The sequence below is a fragment of the Dictyobacter halimunensis genome (assembly GCF_036245075.1).
Window position 1 is genome coordinate 3,088,492 of sequence record NZ_BSRI01000002.1, and the last position, 23,021, is coordinate 3,111,512.

Here is a 23,021-nt window from a genome sequence, read left to right on the forward strand (position 1 = left end):
GGATAAAAATCTTCATCGAGCTTCTCCTTCTACATAGTAGGAGACTCACCTACAATTTCAGGAAAGTATGTCTCCTTATTTTTAAGATATAGGTGGCATAAAAAAGAGATGCTTAAATAATGCTATGTACAGGTTCTCCTGGCAGAGGAATGTTGCAATATAGTGGATATTTTGGGGGTGAGATAAGCTTAAGAGGTCTAAATATGAAGTGCAGTGTTATGTATTCCTTTATCTCTCATGTATTGGCATCTTACGCTATGTAGTTTCTGGTTTCGGCTGCAGCTTCGCAATGCACCCCACGAAACCAACAGCACGTGGGGCGCAAAATACTCTGCTAAATATTTTTTGGATCAAGGGACTCGGAGTAAGATATGTAGTTCCGCTGTAGCTCTGAACGTTTTTCCTTCAATCGATCACAGAATGCATGTAACACCAGGAGCTGTTCTTGTAAAATGTCTAGCTGCCTCGTTATGGATGAGGAGATTTCTAAACTACGTTGATAGGGATCATTGATCTTGTCCATGGGAATTTCTCTCCTTATGGGTGTTCCCTCAATATGCGCATGGGATAGATAATTTTCTATCCAGCCTTAACACGACTATTCGTGCTGTTTGGTTGATTTTCATGGAAAAGATCCGCCTATGACGATTTACCATTGAGAACCAGGCTCTCTGTTTTGTAAAAACCTATCTGGTCCGCTATATGTTATATTGAAAATAAGTACATCTAATAGATTTAGGAGTAAAATGCAGAGCGCCGAAAAAATCCTACATATTGAGAAAGATTATGAAGCCGCCTTAGCTGCCGCTACTCATTAAATAATCAGCCCAGAACCTATTTTGCAATAGTGGATACCTTTAAAGCAGGTATCAATTATTAAAGGACCTCTGCTTCTTGAGCAATGAGTAAGCAAAAGATAATGAGGAAGAAGAGAAGAAATATGAGCGTATCTATTCGACTTATGTCTGATGAAGATATAAAACCTATTGTGCAGTTATCCCTGTTAGCCTGGGCCCCTGTGTTTGACTCATTTCAGCAAGTACTGGGGAAAAGTATCTATGCATTGGTGTATCCCGATTGGAAAAAGCAGCAGCAAGAAGTGGTTGAAAAGTATTGCCGTGATGGGCGGACCACCGTCTACGTCGCGGACGTAGATGGGTGTGTGGCTGGATTTATCACCTACACAATCAACGATGAAGACAAAACAGGGGAAGTTGATCTGCTGGCGGTTCATCCCGAATACCAAAATCGTGGCATCGGGACCGAGTTGAATACCTTTGTGTTTGATAGGATGAAAGAACGCGGGATAAAGCTCGCCTCTGTGGGAACAGGTGGAGATCCAGGCCATGCGCCTGCGAGAAGATCGTACGAGAAGGCTGGCTATATCGGTTTACCGTTGATGCGCTACTATAAAGATCTATAGCACCATCAACAATCGAGTCACTCACAACTTCTTTAGCATCAGGCATATTCATCGGGTAACGACGGCCATCGCCATGCAGCCCAGGCAGACCAGGATGCAAATCCATGAGGGCATTCTGGAAGGATTGTGCCATTAAGCTCTGCTTCATCCGGCTCGTCAAATAACGCGCGCCATTTCGCCAGTTCCTCTTCGCTCATCTGCCATGTCTGCTCCGGCGTCTCTGCGAAGCGGGCCTGGACGCGCGTGCGTTGCGCTTCTATGTCTATGGGCAAATAAATTACCTGGCTTTTCGCCCCTATCTGCCTGGCGATCCACCTTAGACTTGACCGTTCGTCTTTGCCCCAAAATCCGAAATCCAGGATGACGTTCGTATTCAGCTTAAGAGCTCGCATAGCTATCCATATCAGACGACCCTCCAGGGTATCTCTTGCTATTGGATCGCTGCTTCCAAATAAGGGAATCATCCACTCATCAGGGGTAAACCGCAAAGCGGGGGCTTCAATCTCTAATTGTCTGGCTTTTGTGGTTTTGCCAGCTCCTGGCAATCCCACCAGCAGGTATAGTATTGCAGATTCGTTCATATCTATATTATGGCACATTGCAGGGTTATGATAACGAGTGCCCCTTATCAAGGTTTTGTTGTAGACAGAGAACGCTGTGGGGTAAATATCCACTTGAAGCTTAGCTGAGTGTCATCGGAAAGATGTGACCAGAGGGTAAGGTCAAGAGTAAACGCCTTCTTACCAGCAGGGTGGTGTAAATGAGCTATGGTCCCCCCCGAAACGTTGTTTATAGTATGCGATAGTTGGAATATCCTGGTGATCTGGATCATTTGGGCTGAAATCGGTCACTTCTAAAATGGCCTCTCCTACAAGAGCCTTTCCGCTCTTAGAGAGCCATGCAGTTGTCCCAACGCTGATGGTCTTTTTCATGTTTGCCTTTCCTAAGAATAACACAGGGTAGAGATTCGAAATCCCTATTCTGGTGCCTGGTTGTTGTATATTATTAGACGTTAGTGTATGGTGTAAATAGCTTTGAGGTGAGGTAGTTGGTAGTATTGGATGAGAGGTGATGGGCTATGTATGATGCACGTCGTAAGTACACTCAAGAAGAATATTGGGCACTGTTGGAAGCTCACCCTGATCATAAGTATGAGTATGTGGATGGTGACATTAATTAGAAGCTAGCATTTAGATGTAGGTATAAGTTTGAAAAAAGACATGCATAAGCCTCTTACTCGCGAGTTTATGATAGAGCGTTTACGTGCTGCTGTTGAGCATGATGAGCGTATCGTAGGCGCTGTGGACTATGGTTCGGAAAGTGAGGGGCGTGCTGATCAATGGTCTGATATTGATCTTGCCTTATTCGTCCGTGATACGGATCTTTCCTCCTTTGAACAAAATTGGAAGGCATGGGCCTCACAATTTGGTGAGCTATTGCTGGCTTTTCCCGGCGTGCTCGATCACCCCTGGACAGTCTACCGAGCCGACCCTGTTCCGTTGCGTGTAGATTTCGCCTTCCACCCTGCTTCAAAACTTGATATCATCTTGACGTGGCCCAATAGCCCTCTCTCGCTGGAAGCGATGATCTGGTGTGACAAGACCGGCGGGGAATTAAGCAATTCTGTACAACAACTTATTGGCCGTCAACTCGGACCTTCTAATAAGGCAGCAACCTTCGAAAAAATCTGCGGGAGCTTTTGGTACTACTTGCTCTTTGCCCATTGCAAGCTTCAACGCGGCCAGCACTGGTTTGCACGCGAAACGTTTAATTCCTGGGTTATAGGGAACCTTCTGGCACTCCTCAAGTTTGAAGTAAGCGCTTTTGAGCGCTGGCAATCCGCGTCCGCCTCATGGAACCTTGAGCGGATTATTTCCCCACAGCGACTTGCCCAATTAGATAGGTGTATCCCTGACGCTGGTACAGAAAATTTACGGAACGCCTTTACCCATACAGCGTGGCTTGGTAGAGAAGTGTGTACGGCAATAGCAGAAGCACATCATTGGATATGGCCCGAGGCACTTGCTCAAGAGTTGACCGAAAAAACATTTTCAGACTAGCTTTTTTAGGCTGCTACTATTCTTGGTGGTGGTATAGGTGCTCCGTCTGCGATAGCTGACATCAGCCAACTTTCAATCGCATCTTGCCCTTGTTGTACTGCCTCCTCGTAGGATCTGCCATGCGTCATACACCCTGGCAACTCTGGAACAGAAACAACATAAATTTGGTCTTCGTCATCCCATTGAATAACCATGGAATAGTGCTTTGGATTGGGGTACACATCAACCTCCTAATCTCTTCAACGCATTGTTTACTTGTATTATTTGGTATCGTTCTGCGTCGTCTCCGTCTTTGCCTGAAAGGGTAACTCTTATATCTGGCAGATTAGGATGAGTCCATACGGTATGACTCCCTTTACCTGGTCTCCATAAGAAACCAGCCCTAGAAAGCTTTGCTTTTAATTCTCTTATTTTTACAGGCATGTACCACTCCCCGGTTTGCCTTTACTAATAATAACACAGGATGATGAATGTTCTTACTGCCCCTTTGTAGTTGTTATTGGTTGGTTTTATTTGTTTCTATGGTTTGCCTCCTCCTGCTGTGCTTTTAATCTCCGCAATTGTACCATTATAAATCTTTCACCACCAGCATGAAAACCACGTGTGAAAGCCGCGACAAATAGTCTGCCAACTAATCCAGTATGAACTGTCTGAGTGCATTTAACCAGTACACCATCTGACTGAGGATGAAATGTTAAAAGATAGTCTCTAGGAGGAGAGGATTTTCTAGATGAGGGCTTACTTAATGTGAAAGCAAAGCGATAAGGTGCTATATAAATTCAAATGCAACGGCGTTATTGATATATCTTCTCGCCTTGACAGGAAATGCGCAACACATCACGAGCGGTGTAAAATGCCAATCGCAAGGGACGTGTAGATGTAGGATTTATGGGGACTTTTCTCTTTTTCTTATCTCTATATAACTGTAGAGAACTCATAGAAACACGAGAGTAGTTGCTGCTGCTATACCTCAACACACAAAACTTATAGTAGTATTTTCCCGAGATCGATATATAAATGCAAAGACGCTCCACCCAACAGCAAAAATGCTCGGCGTAACAACGTTCAGTATGGGTGGAATACGCAATATGGGCAGCGGAAATCGTCGTTTTGTTCGCATCGTGCGTTTCTCTATCCCTCATGTATTTGCCTCTTACCCGATGCATCTCTTTCTTTCGGCCTCAATCTCCCAATGCACCCACGAAACCAGTAACACGCGGGGTGTAAAATACCTTGGTTATCTGTTTTCTGGTTCAATGGAATCAACATGATATCTGTACCACTGTAGGAGTTCTGAACGCTTTTTCAGCATTGCACCATATGTTTCCTTTACCTGAAGCATATGTTCGCGTAACATCTCTCGTTGCCGTTCTATGGATGAGGCAATCTCTGAAGTGTCCAGATATACATCGGCTAGATCTCCCATGGGATCTTTTCTTTCTCTACGCATTTGCTCTATTCTTCCGTCAGATAGAAACTAATTTTATATATCTTTATCACGTCTATTCATGCCGCCTGGTTGACTGCTGTAGATTTGGGTCTATAACGACCTATGATGTGGCTCTCTGGCGTTTCTGGCCCGCTCTACCCTGGTTCTGCCTGATAAAGTTGGTGAGGTTAGTAGCATCACTGGTCAGCGGGTCCAGCACCTGACCTCTATTCCGACGCGCTGTGGGTGTTGCGCAAGATGCAGGATTATGACCAGAAAAAAGAACGGGTCTACTGTGAAGAGGCCTGGAAGAAGCGCCTGGCCTATGGCTTTGTACTATCTTAAGCGTGGAGGTGAGATCTTCAAGCTCTCGCGTGAGATGGGGCATAGCACTGTCCAGATAACAGAACTGTATTTGAAAGATTTTCATAGCGGTGAAGCTCGCCAGGAACACTCCACTTACTCACCCATTGGTGATTTCAATCTTAAAGGGAACAAGAAATCGCGCAAGAATAAAAACAAGGAAACTGACCCTGAAAATTAGGCGTCAATCGGTCTAGTTGGCGGTAAACCTCAAGCCAGGAGATATTGCGGTCTCCTGGCTTAGAGTCGTGTTTCTAAGACCGGAGACTTTAGAAAAAAGGGCGCAAAAAGCCGATTTTTTGGTTTGTTGCCCTGGAAAGCGGTTTGCTGTGAAGTGGCTTGAGAAGCGCTTTGGGAAGAAGAGTGGGGCGAGAGGGAGTCGAACCCTCACGTCCTTGCGGACAGGAGATTTTAAGTCTCCGGCGTCTACCATTCCGCCATCGCCCCGGATTTGGTATATTGATAGTACCATGCTTCAGGCTGCTCGTCAATCAGTTTTGGTGCGAGTTTTGGCGCTTCTGAAGAGTTTGGGGCGTTTTTAACCTCTTCTCTTGCAGCTATGCGCCCTATCTTGCCTGTCAGATAACACAAGAAGAGGCGGCGCATGTCTTCTTGCTTTTGGACTTTCTGGTAGAAAATACGAGTTTCCTGCCTCTAATATTGACGAGGGTAGGCATCTGGGGCATAATACGAGTCGTGCACGAGTGAAAAATCATTCATATATAAGGAATCAACCAGGTAAAAAGCACTATGAGTAATGGCACAGAGAGCAAAAATATGTTTCCCGACCAGCTGGTGCGGGGTCGATACGATGTTATTGTGGTAGGCGCCGGCCATGCCGGCTGTGAGGCGGCCCTCGCCAGCGCCCGCATGGGTCGTAAGACGCTGTTGCTGACCATGAATCTGGATAGCGTGGCTTTGATGCCCTGCAATCCGTCGATGGGTGGTCCGGCCAAGGGCCATCTGATTAAGGAGATTGACGCCCTGGGTGGCGAGATCGGCCGCAATACCGATCGCACATTTATCCAGATCCGCATGCTCAATACCAGCAAGGGTCCCGCTGTACAGGCTCTGCGTGCCCAGTGTGATAAACAGGCTTACCGCCTGGCGATGAAGTTCGTGCTGGAGAGCCAGCCCAATCTGGAGCTAAAGCAGGCCACCATTTCACAACTGCTCAGTTATTCCGGTAGCGATGGTCGCCCGGTGATGACCGGCGTGGTGACCAACAATGGCTGGCGCTACGAGGCCCCTTCGATCATCCTGACGACAGGTACCTTTATCAACGGCCGGCTGGTGGTGGGTGAGAAGACGCAGCCAGGTGGCCGCGCCGGTGAGGGTCCAGCCCTGGGGATCTCGAATTCGCTGCAGTCGTTGGGACTACAGGTGCGGCGCTTTAAGACCGGTACGCCGCCGCGTATCGATGCCCGTACCGTTGATTATAGCAAGACCGAGCTACAGCCGGGCAGCCGCGTGCCGCTCTACTTCTCGCGCGATCGCGCGGCCCGAGAAGATGTGCAGCTGCCGGGTGGACGCCCAAATCCTATCTATCCGGTGACCGATGAGGATCTGCATGGCTGGCGTCCCCAGTTGCCCTGCTACCTGGTACGCACGACCGAGCGCACCCACCAGGTGATCCGCGATAACCTGCACCGCTCTCCTCTCTATACAGGCGTCATCGAAGGTGTTGGTCCCCGCTATTGTCCTTCGATTGAGGACAAGATCGTGCGTTTCGCGGACAAGGTTTCTCACCAGATCTTTTTGGAGCCCGAGGGATGGCGCACCGGCGAGATCTATGTGCAGGGCATGAATACCAGCCTGCCGGAGGATGTGCAGCTGGAGATGCTGCATTCGATTCCAGGACTGGAGCACGCCGAGATGATGCGCGTCGGGTACGCGGTCGAATACGATTATGTGCCGCCCGACCAGCTGTTGCCGACCATGCAGACCAAGCCGGTCAGCGGACTCTTCCTGGCTGGTCAGATTAATGGCACCTCTGGCTATGAGGAAGCGGCCGCCCAGGGTATCATGGCGGGCATTAACGCCGCGCTGGCGGCCTCCGGTGATGAGGCGTTTGTGCTGGGACGTCACGAGGCTTATATCGGGGTGCTGATCGATGATCTGGTGACGCGGCCGATGAGCGAGCCCTATCGCCTGCATACCTCGCGCGCCGAGCATCGGCTCTTGCTACGTCCCGACAGCGCCGACCTGCGTTTGAGCGACCACGCTTATCGCCTGGGTCTGATCGATGAAGAGCGCTACTTTCAGGTGGTACAGAAGAAAGCCGCTATCGCCAGCGCGCTTGGTCGCCTGGATGGTGTCAGTTTCAACTCTTCTCGCGTGGTTGAAAGCTGCGCGCAGGAGGTCGGTATCGCGCCATTGGGACAGAAGATGACCGGTCGCGAACTCTTGCGCCGTCCTGAGGTAGGCTATCAGCAGGTGGCTCATCTGCAGCAGCGTGTTGAGCAGGAGCGCATCGCTAACGCCGACGATCCCGCCAACCTTACCTCGTCTGAGCTGCTGCCTCTGCTAGAAGAAGATGCCGCTGAAGAGGTAGATTTGCAGGTCAAGTACGAGAACTATATCCGTAAGCAGGAGCAACTGGTACGCCGCACCCAGCGCCTGGAAGAGATGCGTATCCCCGATACCATCGATTATCAAGCCATCCCTCATCTGCGTACCGAGGCGCGCCAGAAGCTGATTCGGACCCTACCTCGAACGGTCGGACAGGCCTCCAGGGTAGAGGGTGTAACACCAGCAGACATCGCCATCCTGATGATCCAAATGGAAAAATTACGCGCATCAAAGGCTTCGTCTTGACACTACAAGCATTGAACGTGTAACATACACACATATTACTCATTAATAATGTATCAATACGCAATAGAACCAGAGGTGTGTGTTTCCCCCCTACATGCACCAATGGTTCTTATACGCTCATAAACTGTGAAGGATCGGTACCTTCGCGGGTACCATACATCGGGTTTGATCCCGATGCCCGTAGGTTCTCTATTGATGTTGATTTCATGGCATTGCCATCTATTGAGAGATAATCTACAGGGGGTGCGCGGCAAGCTAAGGTATCAAGAAGAGGGGAAAACTGTGTACATTCTTGTCGTTGATGACGATCGGTTTGCGAACACGCTGGTTCAGTTCGTTCTCAGTAAAGAGGGGTATGAAGTTGAGACGGCCGACAACCCGCGTGGAGCCATGCAAATGATTCAGAAACGCGAACCGGATCTGCTGATACTCGATGTGACGATGCCCTATATCAGTGGCTTCGAGTTTTCAGAAAAGTTGCGCTCAGAGGGCTACGAGATTCCACTTATTTTTATGACTGCCCAGGACACGATTGAAGCAAAGCTACATGGGTTTAATATTGGTGCAGATGACTATATCTGTAAGCCATATAACCACCAGGAACTGGTAGCTCGCGTGCAGGCGGTGATGCGACGCATCAAGAAAAATGGAAAAGTAGGGAATCAAAGTATTCGTGGGGGAGCTATCGAGCTGTTTCCTGCCGAACTCAAGGTTATTGTGGGAGCGCGCGCTCCCATCACGTTAACCCCGACCGAGATGCAGGTGTTACGTGCTTTGATGGCTAGCTCTGGTCAGGTAGTAAATAGGGACCAGTTACTGGCTGATGTGTGGAACGATAACGAAAATAATAGTAATATCGTAGATGTTTACATACGCCGATTGCGTATGAAACTTGAGGTCGATCCTGATCGGCCCCAGCACATTGTGTCAGTACGAGGTATTGGATATAAGTTTGTTGTGAAATAGGGGGAAAGGTTGGGCCAGGTTGCGGAAGCGTATTCAAAAACAAGCACACGTCGAAGAAACAACTGATCTATCTTTACCGATGGTGCCTTCATTGTCTGGCGTAAGCGGCGAGGATGATGAAGCGATCAGTGCTTTGGCGGAGCAGCGAGATCATGCGATCGAGGCTGCTATCCAGACTACTTCAGATGCTATTCTTGTACTCACGCCAGATTTCCACATTGCGTATCTCAACCCTGCCGCGGCCGCTACGCTGAGAGTGCCGCTAGAAAATACGGTAGGGAGTCGTTGTACCGAGGTGCTGGGCTGCAAAAACCTCAATCGCATGGCCCTGTGTGGCACCTCAAGCTGTCCCCTGGTGCGGGCTCTGGAACAAAGAAGTCCCCTTCCTAATGAAGAGCTTATTGTGGGGATGGACCCCGATCACCTGTATGAGGTATCCGCCAGCGTCAATCCGATCACGTTGGATGATGAGTTCTCGTACGCTGTCTTCGCGGCGCGCGACATGTCGGCGCTCAAGGTCGCCAATCGGGTGCGCTCAAATTTTGTCTCGATGGTTTCACACGAGCTGCGCACCCCCTTAAACTCCGTGCACGGCTTTATTGATCTGCTCTTGCAGGGTCACATGGGCGCGCTAAACGAGGAGCAGCGCATGTACCTGGGCTATACCCAGGAAGGGGTACAACAGCTAATCTCAATCGTTGAGGATATCCTGTTTATGACGCGTTCGGACCTGGGACAGTTTGAGGTGAAGCAGCAGGAGGTGCATCTGCTGAGCCTGGTCCGCCAGGTGGCGCGCAGCTTGCAGCCGCAGGCGCTCAAGGCCGAGGTGGCGCTGCACATGGATATCCCTGCAAATGTGCCCGCGCTCTATATTGATCCCCAGCGCATCAAGCAGGTCTTGAACAATCTGGTGGCGAATGCCATCAAGTTCACGCCTCCGGGCGGCGTGGTGACGATCAGCGCCCGTCAGCATGATGAGCATTTTGAGATGATCTCCGTTACCGACACAGGCTATGGCATCCCTGCTGAAGATAGCCATCATGTGTTCGAGCGCTTCTACCAGTCCAATCACAGCCAGCAATCCAAGATGGGCGGCTATGGACTGGGCCTCTCGATCGCGAAGCTGATCGTGGAGCAGCATGGTGGCACCATTGGCTTTGATACCGTGGTGAATAAAGGTACCACCTTCTACTTTACTGTGCCCCTGTATCATGATCCCGCGCAGCTTTAGCACCACTCTGGTATGGGACTGTGGAGGGGATGGTATGTGGGACTATGGCCAGAGACTCATCTGTTGCCCTTGCGGCTCGTCGGGTGGCTCCGTCCAGGCGTTATCCTTTGAGAGCTTGTCGGCCTGGCGCGTTGGCTCCGGCAGGCGATAGCCCTTGCCGCATGCCAGCACGTAGCGAATGCTTGTTTCCAGGCTGATCAGGTGGCCGGGAGAGATAAACATCGGATTGACCTTTGTGCGTGTACGCACGACGGCGCCGATCGTTTCTTTGCGGTGGATGAGTGGAACCCAGGAACCGGCCTCCTCCCCCAGGGCTTCTTTGTCGTATTTCCCTGTCAGTAACGACTTGGCGCAGCCGATGGTCGGGATCTCCAACCACAGTCCCAGGTGGGTCGCGATACCTATACGCCGAGGATGGGCGATGCCCTGACCATCAACCATCACGATATCTGGCCGCTGGCGCAACTGCTCAAAGGCGCCGATGACGCATGGTGCCTCGCGAAAAGAGAGCAGCCCTGGTACATATGGCATGCGGATCGGCTCTTCGTAGACGTGGCGCTCGACGATCTCTAGCTCTGGATAACTCATGAGTACGACGGCGGCCCGCGCCGCGTTGTGCTCCTCGTTGATCGCCATATCCACGCCGGCTACGTGGTGTACCTCTGCAAGGTGATCTTCCAGCACAACGTGCTGGGCCAGCTCATGCTGCAACGCGATCGCCTCTTCCGGCTTCAGGTTCCAATTATGTAAAGGTGGACGTGGCATGCTTGATATCCTTCTCTCTACCGTATCGGAATAGTGTTATTATCTGGCTTCGGCGATAAAGATCATGCGCGGGCTCTCCAGATCGAATGGGCCCAGGTCATGATCACCGTATACATCTTTTACGACGAAGCCAGCCTGTTCGAGTAAGAGCTCCATTTCGCTGCGCTCAAACAGGTACAAATGGGTGGTAACAATGGTGCGCTGCACGGTACCGCCCTGTTGATGTCGATCATAGAAGTGCGTCAGTTCAAGCTGGTGCTTTTTGGTGGCCGAGGCCGGACTGACAAAATGGGTCATGTAGCTGCCATCCTCGTGTTGCCAGCTGCCCTGGTGCAGCACCTGCCCGGTCAGATCTTCCATGTAGCGCGCATCGGCATTGCTGATATCTACAATGAAGGTCGCGCCGGTACTTAGATGGGAGCGTACGGCCGCCAGCACTTTTTGCTGCTCCTTACGCGTGGTAATGTGGGCGAAGGAGCCCAGGGCGATAAAGGCCAGGCGAAACTTCTGATTGAGCTGGAGCGTACTGATATCCTGTTCTATCAGCGTGCAGCGCGCGGCAACCCCGGCGTCCTCAAAAGCTTCACGAGCCAGTTCCAGCATCTTGCTCGAATTGTCCACCCCGGTCAATTCGTAGCCTTGCTCGGCCAGGGGGAGCATAACGCGGCCACTGCCGCAGGCCAGCTCAAGGATCTTTCCTCCGCACAGCTCGGCGAAGTTGCTGTACATATCCAGGTCTTCATCAAAATGGGCATGTTCTATATCGTAAAAAGGAGCAATCAGGTCGTATTCAGCGTTCATCAATCTATCTCTATTCCATAGTGGTGCCAGTTATAAAGTCACCGACTGTGCTGGCTCTATCATATCACCTGCTTGTGGTGGATGACGGTTTATAAGTATAGCTACGCCTCTGGCAAATAGCAAGCGCCGATACCAGCATTTTGCATCGTTGGTCCACAAAAGAAAATGAAAGCTCCAACGTGATGATGACCGCCGTAGGTGCTGAGCTTGCTCCAGCTTGTCGCGCAGCGACCCCGTGTCCGGGCGGGATGCCCAGGTTCCATGAAACACGCTCCCTGTCCTGCCCCCGCTGCTCAAGGAGAATTCAGGATGTGCCTGGATCCTGCTTAATTGGATTCCAGAGTGGGTAGGGGATGCCCGCCAGGCGATTGATGGCGATCGCCTGCAGGGTAAGCAGGCCAACCGCGATCATGAGCAGGATCAGTTGCGGCGGTTTGGTGAGGATACCCAATGAGACGATCAATGTCGTCGCGCCAGCCGGTGGATGTGGTGATTTAAAAAGGACCATCAGGCCCGCCGTCAGACCCAGCGAGAGGGCGGCGGCGAGGACACGAGGCCAGGTCATGCCTACGCTCAGGGCCGGACCGGCGACCGTCAATCCCGTGATCACCAGGCTGAAATAGCCCGCCAGTACGCCGATGGCGTGGCCGATAATGGTATTGCGTGGCGAAGCGCTGGGCGCGCGCGGCGTATAGAAGAATAGAAATGCTGTGGGTCCCAGCGAAGGGAAGATAAAGGGCGAACTCGTGATTAGCGCCAGGATCGACATGATGCCGATGCTGATGCAGCCGTTGATAAAGCTGAACAGGGCTAGCACAGGAACCCTGGCATAGTGTTGCTCCAACGAGGACAGGCGTAGCCGCGCGAACAGTCCTTTGAGGATATCCGACATCTCACCACCGATGGGGTGTTCTGCGTCTATGCGGCTATAGCCCCATCCGCGTTTATCTACTGTCCTCTCTGGCAAATCATTAGCTGTATTTCTTATAGCTTTCCGCTTGTCTCTTTCTGGCTCCATTCTCCACTCCATTTACAAAAAGAAGAAAGTTCTCCTTATTTTCACTGCAGTGACATAAAAAAGGATACATTGATGGTGTTGTCCTTTAACTTCCTTCAATGCGTCGTCGGGGCCAGAAGGTGATTAGCAGGGCCAGCGCGAATATGGCGCCGCTGGCGAGGGCCAGCCAGCCTAGATCAGCGGTGCGTCCCGAGAGCAGCTCATATAGCGCGTCGGTGACGAGCCAGAGCTGCGCGATCACGATCATTGCCAGCAGGAAGACCTGCGCCTGTACGATGGCGATCCGCCCCTCCAGGCCCAGAAAATTGGGTCCAGGTATGGGTCCACGGGGTCCGACCGGCGGCCGCTGGACCGGAGGATCATCGGGATTGGCCTTGCGGGGACGCGGGCCTGAATGGCGGGTGCTCATCGCTCTACCTCCTTGATGGCATAGATCATCCCGTCGTGCCGGGCCAACTGTATCAATGGCAGGGGGCGTGTCGGTGGACCCCCTAGCACGTCGCCGGTGGCCGCGTCGAAGTAGCCCTCATGACAGGGACAGTGCAGCTTGCCATCGCCCTGGTAGAGGACCGCGCACGACAGATGGGTGCAGACGTCGCTATAGGCCACCAGGCCATGTCCCGGCAGATTGATCAGGATACCCTGTGTATACTGATCTGGATAATTAAAGACCTTCCATTGGTGTTCCGCCAGTTCCCCGTCTTTGGCGATGGGGATCGCAGTCGTATTGGGATCCTTTGGGAGCGCGCCCAGGATGGCGATCGCTCCCGTGGCCACGAAGAGCGCCCCGGAGCCCGCCAGGAGGAAGCGCAGCGTGTCGCGCCTCGTCACGATCTCATCCTCGTTCCAGGGATAGGGAAACTCTTTGCGCCACTCCTCTTCAACTGTTCTGGGCGGTAGCGCTACTTCTTCGTCGGCCGCTCGGGCCGGCTGACCCATTTCTTTCACCATATGCATGCTCCTTCTACAATCTCTCAAAAATCTCTATCTCTCAAAAAGGGCTAGCTCTCACTTTGTGCTGGTACGGGTGTGGGAGTGGGCGTAGGCGAGAGCGGCTGCAGAGGCGTCCATGGTTCAGGCTGTATCTTGCGCTGTGGAATGTCGGCCGTCTCCGCGTCGACCCAGGCGTCGGCGTGCTGATTGGCGGTCGGCGCCGGAAGATCCATGTGCAGGCCCATATCAGCCTGTTCAACCAGCGCCATCAGATCCAGTTCGTTCTCTTCCTCACGCAGGGTTACATAATTGCGTGTCTGGACACGCTGGCGTCCAAAATAGAAGGTATTGACCGGTTTGGCCCCTTGCTGACCGCGTCCTGCCGTCAGCCATTCCTCGTAGGTTCCATAGAAAATGGCCTGCGTGGGACAGACGGTGGCGCACATCGGACCCTTGCCCTGGCTGGTGCGATCGTAGCAGAGGTTGCATTTCTGCATATAGTGGCCCGCGCGATGAAATTTGGGGACGCCGAAGGGACACGCGTAGCCGCAGTTTTCACAGTAGATGCAGCGCGTCTCGTCCGCCGACTGCACCACCCCATCGGGACTGACCAGGATGGCCTGGGCGGGACAGACCTGCGCGCAGGGGGCCAGCGGATCCTCACAGTGCATGCAGAGCGTCGGTGATGAGGCCACCGTATTGTGCCGCTCGACATAATCGATATAGATCATGCTCTCGCCCTTGTGAGTATCGCACTCGCGGCAGGCCGCCACGCATGAGCGGCAGCCGATGCAGCGCGAGGGATCCAGAAAAATTCTCTTTACCGATTCAGCCATACTACTATCCTTTCTCTAACGCAGGACCGGGTTGGCTCTGGCCTGGGCCGAGGGCAGTTCGTGTCGCTTGCGGCCCGCTTCCAGCAGGGCCTGTGTATCCTCATCGTTGGCCCAGTCCGGCTTCTGGGCCGCGCGCGTCGCCGAGACCGCGCACACTTTGTACTCTGGTATCTTCATCATCGGTTCCAGCACGGGATTGGTGAGCTGGTTGACGGCCTGCGTATGTCCATAGTGGTATGGGATGAACAGGGTATCGGGCCGGATCGAGCGCACAACCAGCGCCGGGGCGGTCAGTTCGCCGCGCCTGGAGCGTACCGTGACCCAGTCGCCATCGACCACGCCCAGCCGCTGCGCCGTCTGCTCATGCATCTCCACCCACGGATAGGGCGCCTGCGCCTTGAGGAATGGCACGCGCCGCGTCTGATTGCCGGACAGATAGTGATAGATGACACGTCCCGTCGTCAGCACCAGGGGATACTCCTCGTCCGGTTCCTCGGCCGGCGGCACATAGGTGATAGGATGGAAGCGTGCTTTGCCATCGGGGAAACCGAAGCGCTCCTCATACAGGCGTGGTGTGCCGGGGTGGTCCGGATCCGGGCAGGGCCAGAACACGCCATTCTGCTCATCGATCTTCTCATATGTGATGCCCCAGTAGTCTGATTTCGCGCCACGCGTGCACAGACGCAGCTCGTTGAAGATGTCGCGTGGTGAATGGAAATCGAAGTACTGTCCCCTGCCCAAACGGCGTGCCAGGTCGCAGACAATCTCCCAGTCTCGCCGGGCCTCCCCCGGAGGCTCAACGGCCTTGTTATATTTGATTACGCGCCCCTCTAGACTGGTGATGGTCCCTTCATCTTCGGCCCATGTACTGCCGGGTAGCACGATGTCGGCCAACTCCGCTGTCTCCGACAGGAAGAAATCGGTAACCACGAACAGATCGAGCCCACGCAGGGCGCGCTCAACCGTGTGCTGGTCCGGCAATGAAACCATCGGGTTTGAGCAGATCATAAAGCAGGCGCGGATCTCCTGGCGTAGCATGGCCGGGATCATCAGCGTGGCGGGATAGCCAGAGTGTGGCAGGTCTTTCTCGTCAATGCCCCAGACCGAGCTGATGTAGGCGCGATCCTCTGGATTATCGACCTCGCGGCAGCCGGGGAGCTGTGATGCCTTCTGCCCCATCTCGCGCCCGCCCTGTCCATTGCCCTGTCCGGTCAATGTGCCATAGCCAGCGCCGGGACGGCCAAAGTTGCCGGTGGCCAGGGCCAGGTTGGCCGCCGTCACCCCGTTATCTACACCTTTACTCTGATGTTCCAGCCCACGCGCCGTATAGATCAGGGCCGCCTTAGCTCGTCCATACATGCGCGCGGCCTCAATGATCGCCTCTGGCTTCAGACCACAGACGCGGGCGACGCGCTCGGGTGGATACTGCTCGACCAGCGCCTTCGTTTCCTCCCAGCCCGTGGTGCGTTCGCGGATAAAGTCTTCGTCGATCAGGCCCTCTTTGATGATCACGTGCAGCATGCCATTGAGCAGGGCGGAATCGGTGCCCGAGCGCAGGGGAAGAAAGACATCGGCGGTGCGCGCGATGGGCGTCTGGCGGGGATCAGCCACGATGAGCTTGCAGCCCTTATCGCGCGCCTGCCAGAGATAGCTGGTGATGATGGGGAAGCATTCGCCGACGTTAGCCCCGATGACAAAGATGCAATCGGCGTGCAGCATATCGCTGATGGGATTGGCGGCCCGGTCGATGCCCAGCGAGCGCTCGTTGGCGCCGGTGGCCGAGGACATGCACAGGCGTCCATTATAATCGGTGTGGCGCGTCCCCAGGGCCACACGGGCGAATTTGCCCATCAGGTAGCACTTCTCATTGGACATCGAGGAGCCGCTGTAGATGGACACCGTATCCTTGCCATACTGGTCCTGCAAGGCCCGAAAGCGGGTCGCGATCGTATTCAGTACCTCGTCCCAACTGGCCCGCTCCAACGGACTCTCTTTGCCATGACGGCGCATCAAGGGATACGTCAGGCGATCCGGGTGGTTGACCGTCTGATAGGCGGTCGATCCCTTTGGACACAGCATGCCGTGGTTGAGCGGAAAGTCAGCGCGCGGCTCTACCCCGACCACTTTGCCGCGCGCCACTTTGAGATACATGCCGCACTGCACACCGCAGTAGCAGCAGTGCGTCGGCACGTAGCGATCGATCTGCTCGTCTGACTTCCAGGGCGTCGGCGATGGCTCACCTGTATGGTAATCGAACACCTCGGCCTGGCGCTGGCGACGGCGGAAAATACCTTTATCTACGCTCATGGTTGTGTTTCCTTCTTGCTGACGGACTGAGACTATAAAAATTGATTGCCCTCGCGCCCGAGCGCAGCCAGATTAGCCTGTGCCCGCATCACTCGTTTGCAGGAGGGGCAGATATCCTGCCACCAGAGTGTATTGATGACCTGCTCCTGCGCGGGCGTACTCTGAACCGGTGGCTCATCGCTGACCGTATCGAGCGCTGGCAGTGGCTTCCCCAGACTATAATTCTCCCCTACCTCGTTCAGCGTACGCTTGAGATCCTGAATGAAGCGCGCGGGCGCGAATTCCTCGCCGCAGCGCGCGCAGCGCTGCTGGACGGTACTCTCACCGGTGCGCCAGTAGAGCTCGATACCCACTGTCGCGGGGCGCTCGATCAAATGGAAGAACTTGCCAAATGGTAAGGAGATGAGCCACAGCACCACCACCGTCTCGTGGGTCAGCGAGATGTACCAGTAGTACGCGCCCCCCAGCCAGGTGCTATCAGCGGTCAATGCCAGGCCCGTGACGACGATCGCCATCAGCAGGGCTAGCGGCACGATATCAAAGCGGAATCGCTGTACCGTGACCACTGCCAGGTCATGAAAGCGCCGATGGAAGGCCAGCACCAGCCCCACAAATAGCAGTGCCGCCGTGAAATCCAGCGCATGGATCACCATGAAGCCAAACAGCGAATGCGATGGAAAATTGAACAGACTGAAACCAAAGAACCAGATCTGATAGAGGCCGCTCGCAGTCTGCGTGAAGCGCAGCCAGCCGAAGGTCAGTGGAAAGGTAATCAGGCATGAGAGGATCACACCCCAGAAGATACACTGGTGCGTAATCCAGCGATAGAGGCCGCGCTTGCGAATAAATGTCTGCGCGAAGAGATCGCCGATGGCTGCCGGTATCAGTACCGTATAGCGGCGGAAATTGGCATAGGAGAGGAAGAGTTGCCAGCTTCTACGCCAGTAGCGGCCCGTTGGTGGGCGGGCCAACCAGAAGGTATACTTGTATGTCACAGCTGCCGTGGCGAAGACCGTGGCGACCGCGTAGCCGATCAAGGCAGCGTCAAACCAGTGGAAGCCACGAGATCCCACCGCGATCAATCCTATCAGTATCAGGGCGGCAACTATGCCGGCCCCGATCGAAAGCACGCGCAGCCGCCTGATCTCCTGTCGCGGAGACTGCTGCGCCGGCTCTACGGGTCTTTGCTCCCGGGCCTGAGAAAGAGAATGTTCCACGTTTCGTTATCCTCTCATCAAAAAACTCCGACAAAAACACCTGTGAATATCGTAACACGACCCTGATCGATAAAACAAGCCATTGCTTGCTTGTTTGCTTGCGAGACGGTTGATCCACCTGCCGTTGCGCGCCCAGCCAGCCTGTCGTAAGGATCGTCGTGCAGCGCAAGCGGCCTCCTCAGATTTTTTGAGGAGGCCGCTTGCGCAACAGAATACACCGGCGTTAGACCACGGATGGTTGCGTTGCCGTTAGTTCAGGCTGCTTCTTCAGGCGGAACGCACCATACAAAGCAATGATGCCGCCGATCAGGGCGAAGATACCGACGACCAGTGGCAGAACTATCGCGGCGGATAAAGGTGAGAATAACAGGACGATACCCAGGAGGATATTGATGATACCCAACATTACGGCACCCACGCCACCACCGCTGAATCCCTGGATCAGTTCGATGGCGCCAACGATCAGCGCCTGCACTGCCAGGCAGATAACGATCAGCGTGGGAATCATCAGGGCGCTCCACAAAGGATGGCGAACGACGACGAGGCCGGCCAGCACGCCCAGGATGCCAATGGCCAGCTTCCATCCCCATTGTGTCTTATCCACAAAGATACTGACGAAACTGAGGATGCCGCCGATGAGCCAGTACCAGCCCAGGACCTGTATCAGCACCAGGGTGGTCATTCTGGGTGAGAATAAGAGTAACAGACCTACAATAACTAATGCGATACCTTCCATCATCGCTATCCACCAGGGGATAGCTGTATACGTTTTTGATGACATACCCGGGATTTGAGCATCCATAATCACGTCTCCTTGCTCTGGAACAACGAAGGCTGGAAAGCATGCCTTTAATTGAGGATAACTGATAGGTGCTCGGATGAGGGTCATCCAAAAGGCGGAAGCAAGGGGAGGATTCTAGAAAGAGAAGCCCCCTGTGTGCATGCGCACAGGGGGCTTCTCTTTCTAGAACAATACGCTTTTAGCGATCTTTCTCGGCGCGGGAAAGTGCGGCCTGCGCGGCGGCCAGGCGAGCGACCGGAACGCGGAATGGCGAGCAACTGACGTAGTTGAGTCCCACTTCGTTACAGAACTCGATACTGTCAGGATCACCACCGTGTTCGCCGCAGATGCCCAGCTCGATGTCTGGATTGGTCTTGCGACCTTTCTCGACGGCCATGGAGACCAGCTGTCCCACACCATCGCGGTCCAGGGTCTGGAACGGATTGACGGGCAGGATCTTCACTTTATCCTTCAGGCCGGGCTCTTCCAGGCCCTCAACGTACCGGAGCAAGAACTTGCCCTCGGCGTCGTCGCGGCTGAAGCCAAAGGTGGTCTGGGTCAGGTCGTTGGTACCGAAGCTGAAGAAGTCTGAGACCTCAGCGATCTGGTCGGCGGTCAGGGCGGCGCGTGGCAGCTCGATCATCGTACCAAACTTGTAGTCGATCGGCTTGCCGGCGTCGTCGGCGATCCCGGCGGCCGTAGCCTCCAGTTGGCGGCGCACCTCTTTGAGCTCATTGACATGACCAACCAGAGGGATCATGATCTTCGGATGCAGCTTCTTGCCTTCTTTTTCCAGCTCGGCGGCGGCGCCCAGGATGGCGCGTGTCTGCATGACGTTGATCTCAGGGAAGAGCAGGCCCAGGCGGCAACCGCGCAGACCCAGCATGGGGTTCATCTCGCGCATGGCGCCAACGGCCTCAAGCATCTGGCGCTTCTCCGCCAGCTCAGCCTCGTGACCACCCTGGGTCTCCAGGCGAGTGACCTCGACCAGCAGCTCCTCGTAGGAGGGCAGGAACTCATGCAGTGGCGGATCGATCAGGCGGATAACGACGGGATAGCCCTCGTTAGTCTGTGGATCAACCATGGCCTCGAAGATGCCTTTGAAGTCGCTCTGCTGGAATGGCAGCAGCTGCTCAAGGGCGGCCTCGCGCTCCTTTTGGGTTTTGGCGAGGATCATCTTTTGCACGATTGGCAGGCGCTCCTGCTCCATGAACATATGCTCGGTGCGGCAGAGGCCGATGCCCTGGGCGCCAAAGGTGACGGCGCGTTTGGCGTCGCGTGGATAGTCCGCGTTGGCCCACACACCCAGCTTGCGGAATCCGTCGGCCCAGCCCAGCAGCTTCTTCAGATCGGTCTCTTTGTCGAAATCGGCGTCGACGGTCTTGATGATGCCGGCGAAGACCTCGCCGGTGGCGCCGTCGATCGAGATATCGTCACCCTCTTTAATCACGAGATCGGAGCCGACCACGCGGAAGAGGTGCTGCTCCTCGCTCACCCGGATGCCCTCGCAGCCGGCGACGCAGGGGAGTCCCAGGCCACGGGCTACGACGGCGGCGTGACTGGTGGCACCACCACGAGCGGTCAGGATACCTTTGGCGACCAGCATGCCGTGTACGTCGTCTGGACTGGTCTCCGGGCGAACCAGCACGACAGGGGTCCCGGCTTTACCCAGCTCCTCGGCGCGATCGGCGTCGAAGATAGCCTTACCAAAGGCGGCGCCTGGGGAGGCATTCAGACCCTTGGCCAGCAGACGGCCTTCCTGCTCTGCGCGACGCTTCTCGGCTTCATCGAAGCGTGGCAGCAGCAGCTGATAGACCTGCGAAGGCTCAACGCGCTTGACCGCCTCTTCCGGCGTGATCAGACCCTCTTCGACCATGTCGACGGCGATCTTCACGGCCGCGCCAGCGTTACGCTTGCCCGAGCGCGTCTGCAGCATGTAGAGCTTGCCCTTCTCAACGGTGAACTCCAGGTCCTGCATGTCGCGATAGTGCTTCTCAAGGCGCTGCGCGATCTCCAGGAACTGCTGATAGACTTCTGGCAGCTCCTGCTCCAGCTTGCTGATGGGGGATGGGGTACGGATACCGGCCACCACATCTTCACCCTGGGCATTTAACAGATACTCACCGTACAGCTTCTTTTCACCATGGGCCGGGTTACGCGTGAAGGCCACGCCGGTACCACTGTTATTGCCCATATTGCCAAATACCATGCTCTGGACATTGACTCCGGTGCCAAGGCTGTGGGGGATCTTGTTGAAGTTGCGATAGTCGATGGCACGCTTATTGTTCCAGGAGGAGAAAACGGCCTCGATGGCTTTATGCAACTGCTGATAGACATCGGTGGGGAAAGGCTGACCCGAGGCGCGTTGCGCGATCTCTTTAAACTCGCCGACCAACTTCTTCAGGTCTGCGGCCGGGATCTCCGCGTCCGTCTTGACGCCCGCTTCTTGCTTGTAGCGCTCCAGTACCTCTTCGAAGTCCTGGGGATTGGTGTCGAGCACGATTTTGCTAAACATCTGGATGAAGCGGCGATAGGCGTCATAGGCGAAGCGCTCATCGCCTGTCAGGGCCACCAGGCCCAGCACGGTTTCGTCGTTGATACCAAGGTTCAGAACGGTATCCATCATGCCCGGCATCGAGAATTTAGCGCCCGAGCGCACCGAGACCAGCAGGGGATTCTCTTTTGAGCCAAAGCCCTTGCCGGTCTGCTTCTCCACAATCGCCAGGGCGGCTTTTGCCTGTTCCCAGACGCCCTCTGGAAATTGCTGGTTGTTATCGTAGTACCCATTGCAGGCTTCAGTTGTAATCGTAAATCCGGGAGGTACGGGAAGTCCGGCGTTGGTCATTTCAGCTACGCCTGCGCCTTTACCACCCAGCAGTTCGCGCATGCTAGCATTGCCTTCGCTAAAGAGGTAGACCCATTTGCGAGGAGAGCGTTTAACAACCTCATCCAATTCAGAATGGGTAATCTGTTGTGTCATGAAAACTTCCTCCAACTTAAATGTTGTGGGCTAATATGAGTTATCCCGAACTTTAAAAAAAGTTCCCCAAACCGGAAAGTCACCGCCCCTTGCCGGGGTGTGGTGTTCCCACGAAATTTCCCTTTTCCTTGTGGAGCCGCCTGCGGCGGCCCCACAAGAGAGAGAGGACCAGGGGTGACCTCTGGACACCCCCACAGGGGCTGGCCGCCCCTGTGAACCCCGCTGAGTCCTTTTTTCGGATGTTTGAAAAATCCAGGATGACTCATGTAAGGTAGAAATAGCTAATGATTATACGCTGAGCACTATTGTGCGTGCCCAACGTAGTATTTTGCGAGCGCTTTGAACATAGCTGCTGGCCTGCTCCGCATTGATAACCTCATCGGCTTCTTCGGGAGGAGTATCCGCATAAAATGCTTCGGGATGAAAGGGGGTTAGCCGTTCCATCTCGTTCAGGATGTCTTCTGGAGCATTTACTTGAGATCCCAGGGCGCGCAAATCGTGATCATAAGTGGTGCGACGACCGAAGCGAAGCAAGCTTACGGCTTGTGCTGCCTTTTCAGCTGCTTGATTGCAGAAATCCACGCAAGCGAAATGCCGCCCGAGACCAAGTTCGACCGAAGCGGTGGCCATATCCTGGGCCGCTTCCGCGAAGAGCCCCATTGCCCCTTGCGGATCGCTACTCGGCTGGGCGGCCTGCTCTTCTTCGTTATCGGTCTCTAGCGGGGATTCTGCTTCATGGATGCCTGAGTTGTTCGAAGGCGATGAGCTTAAAGAAAGACCATGTAAGAGCAATTGCTCTATGTCCTCCTCGTTGTGCTCACCGGGCAATCCATGGTCGCTATCGTGCATCTGTGACATGTTAATGTGATCCTCTTACGGACTTGTGATTTGTTGAATGGGTCCAATGCGTTTCATTTGCATAGCACTAATCAGCTATCTTGCACATAGTATTCCTAACTATAGTGTTGTGTCAATGCTTTTGCAGTGTGTAGATTGTCTATTTTTTCTGTCTGTGGCTGCATGGTTACCACTTTTTTATTGGTCGCCCCGTTTCGTTATAGCCGTAGTTCTCGCTGTACAGCCTTGCATGCATC

The 23,021-nt window shown here is 54.1% G+C and carries 21 protein-coding genes, 1 tRNA gene and 1 pseudogene; 6 read left to right on the forward strand and 17 right to left on the reverse strand.

The genetic code is table 11. The annotated features are described in order from the left end of the window. Positions 1–940: 940 nt before the first annotated feature. Positions 941–1,423 (forward strand): GNAT family N-acetyltransferase, encoded by a 483-nt coding sequence (locus tag AABA21_RS26840; RefSeq protein ID WP_338254952.1) that lies wholly within the window; start codon positions 941–943, stop codon positions 1,421–1,423. A gap of 38 nt (positions 1,424–1,461) precedes the next feature. Here AABA21_RS26840 and AABA21_RS26845 read toward each other — a convergent pair whose 3' ends face one another. Beyond that, positions 1,462–2,004: a P-loop nucleotide/nucleoside kinase family protein gene (locus tag AABA21_RS26845; protein WP_338254954.1), complete on the reverse strand. Its 543-nt coding sequence runs from the start codon at positions 2,002–2,004 to the stop codon at positions 1,462–1,464. A gap of 159 nt (positions 2,005–2,163) precedes the next feature. After that, a complete protein-coding gene (locus tag AABA21_RS26850; RefSeq protein WP_338254955.1) occupies positions 2,164–2,355 on the reverse strand; it encodes a hypothetical protein in 192 nt (63 codons plus the stop codon). Positions 2,356–2,631: 276 nt separating this feature from the next. On the opposite strand from AABA21_RS26850, the gene AABA21_RS26855 reads away from it, so the two are divergent. Next, positions 2,632–3,483, forward strand: a complete 852-nt coding sequence (locus AABA21_RS26855) for an aminoglycoside 6-adenylyltransferase (RefSeq protein WP_338254956.1) — start codon at positions 2,632–2,634, stop codon at positions 3,481–3,483. 5 nt (positions 3,484–3,488) lie between these two features. Here the strand turns inward: AABA21_RS26855 and AABA21_RS39510 are convergent, their stop codons facing one another. Both AABA21_RS39510 and AABA21_RS39515 read right to left on the reverse strand, forming a co-directional pair. Continuing rightward, positions 3,489–3,677 carry a type II toxin-antitoxin system HicB family antitoxin gene (locus AABA21_RS39510; protein WP_420917223.1) on the reverse strand — a complete coding sequence of 63 codons (189 nt, stop codon included), beginning with the start codon at positions 3,675–3,677 and terminating at the stop codon, positions 3,489–3,491. 28 nt (positions 3,678–3,705) lie between these two features. Beyond that, complete coding sequence (locus AABA21_RS39515) at positions 3,706–3,906, reverse strand: type II toxin-antitoxin system HicA family toxin (protein WP_420917175.1); 201 nt, start codon at positions 3,904–3,906, stop codon at positions 3,706–3,708. Positions 3,907–5,237: 1,331 nt separating this feature from the next. Here AABA21_RS39515 and AABA21_RS26860 point away from each other — a divergent pair. Continuing rightward, positions 5,238–5,456 (forward strand): hypothetical protein, encoded by a 219-nt coding sequence (locus AABA21_RS26860; protein ID WP_338254958.1) that lies wholly within the window; start codon positions 5,238–5,240, stop codon positions 5,454–5,456. A 183-nt stretch (positions 5,457–5,639) separates the two neighbouring features. Here the strand turns inward: AABA21_RS26860 and AABA21_RS26865 are convergent. Further along, positions 5,640–5,722, reverse strand: a tRNA-Leu gene (locus AABA21_RS26865). 303 nt (positions 5,723–6,025) lie between these two features. Here AABA21_RS26865 and mnmG point away from each other — a divergent pair. The 3 genes from mnmG (at position 6,026) to AABA21_RS26880 (ending at position 10,289) form a co-directional block, all read left to right on the forward strand. After that, complete coding sequence (mnmG, locus tag AABA21_RS26870) at positions 6,026–8,092, forward strand: tRNA uridine-5-carboxymethylaminomethyl(34) synthesis enzyme MnmG (RefSeq protein ID WP_338254959.1); 2,067 nt, start codon at positions 6,026–6,028, stop codon at positions 8,090–8,092. Positions 8,093–8,374: 282 nt separating this feature from the next. Further along, positions 8,375–9,058 carry a response regulator transcription factor gene (locus tag AABA21_RS26875; RefSeq protein ID WP_338254960.1) on the forward strand — a complete coding sequence of 228 codons (684 nt, stop codon included), beginning with the start codon at positions 8,375–8,377 and terminating at the stop codon, positions 9,056–9,058. 19 nt (positions 9,059–9,077) lie between these two features. After that, the gene (locus AABA21_RS26880) at positions 9,078–10,289 is read left to right on the forward strand and encodes a sensor histidine kinase (protein ID WP_338254961.1); all 1,212 of its coding nucleotides are present in this window, start codon (positions 9,078–9,080) and stop codon (positions 10,287–10,289) included. Positions 10,290–10,331: 42 nt separating this feature from the next. On the opposite strand, the gene nfi is transcribed toward AABA21_RS26880, so the two are convergent. The 12 genes and pseudogenes from nfi to AABA21_RS26940 all read right to left on the reverse strand — a co-directional run bounded on the left by nfi (position 10,332) and on the right by AABA21_RS26940 (position 22,785). Next, entirely contained in the window at positions 10,332–11,054 is a 723-nt protein-coding gene (nfi, locus tag AABA21_RS26885) for a deoxyribonuclease V (protein ID WP_338254962.1), read from the reverse strand. 39 nt (positions 11,055–11,093) lie between these two features. Further along, complete coding sequence (locus tag AABA21_RS26890) at positions 11,094–11,855, reverse strand: class I SAM-dependent methyltransferase (RefSeq protein ID WP_338254965.1); 762 nt, start codon at positions 11,853–11,855, stop codon at positions 11,094–11,096. 101 nt (positions 11,856–11,956) lie between these two features. Continuing rightward, positions 11,957–12,118, reverse strand: coding sequence for a hypothetical protein (locus tag AABA21_RS26895; RefSeq protein WP_338254967.1), 162 nt, complete (start codon positions 12,116–12,118; stop codon positions 11,957–11,959). 41 nt (positions 12,119–12,159) lie between these two features. Next, positions 12,160–12,822 carry an HPP family protein gene (locus AABA21_RS26900; protein WP_338254968.1) on the reverse strand — a complete coding sequence of 221 codons (663 nt, stop codon included), beginning with the start codon at positions 12,820–12,822 and terminating at the stop codon, positions 12,160–12,162. 136 nt (positions 12,823–12,958) lie between these two features. After that, positions 12,959–13,282 carry a hypothetical protein gene (locus AABA21_RS26905; protein WP_338254969.1) on the reverse strand — a complete coding sequence of 108 codons (324 nt, stop codon included), beginning with the start codon at positions 13,280–13,282 and terminating at the stop codon, positions 12,959–12,961. Further along, positions 13,279–13,824: a QcrA and Rieske domain-containing protein gene (locus AABA21_RS26910; protein ID WP_338254971.1), complete on the reverse strand. Its 546-nt coding sequence runs from the start codon at positions 13,822–13,824 to the stop codon at positions 13,279–13,281. Before AABA21_RS26910 ends, AABA21_RS26905 begins: the two co-directional genes overlap by 4 nt. A gap of 296 nt (positions 13,825–14,120) precedes the next feature. Beyond that, positions 14,121–14,642: pseudogene (locus AABA21_RS26915) on the reverse strand (4Fe-4S dicluster domain-containing protein); the annotation flags it as partial. Between the two features lie 15 nt (positions 14,643–14,657). Beyond that, on the reverse strand, positions 14,658–16,949 hold the full coding sequence (gene fdhF / locus AABA21_RS26920; protein WP_338254973.1) for a formate dehydrogenase subunit alpha: 2,292 nt from the start codon (positions 16,947–16,949) through the stop codon (positions 14,658–14,660). Between the two features lie 32 nt (positions 16,950–16,981). Beyond that, a complete protein-coding gene (locus AABA21_RS26925) occupies positions 16,982–18,166 on the reverse strand; it encodes a hypothetical protein (protein WP_338254974.1) in 1,185 nt (394 codons plus the stop codon). Positions 18,167–18,389: 223 nt separating this feature from the next. Next, entirely contained in the window at positions 18,390–18,968 is a 579-nt protein-coding gene (locus AABA21_RS26930) for an HdeD family acid-resistance protein (protein ID WP_338254975.1), read from the reverse strand. Positions 18,969–19,146: 178 nt separating this feature from the next. After that, entirely contained in the window at positions 19,147–21,927 is a 2,781-nt protein-coding gene (gene ppdK, locus AABA21_RS26935) for a pyruvate, phosphate dikinase (RefSeq protein WP_338254976.1), read from the reverse strand. 288 nt (positions 21,928–22,215) lie between these two features. Next, entirely contained in the window at positions 22,216–22,785 is a 570-nt protein-coding gene (locus tag AABA21_RS26940; protein ID WP_338254977.1) for a HEPN domain-containing protein, read from the reverse strand. Positions 22,786–23,021 lie beyond the last annotated feature (236 nt).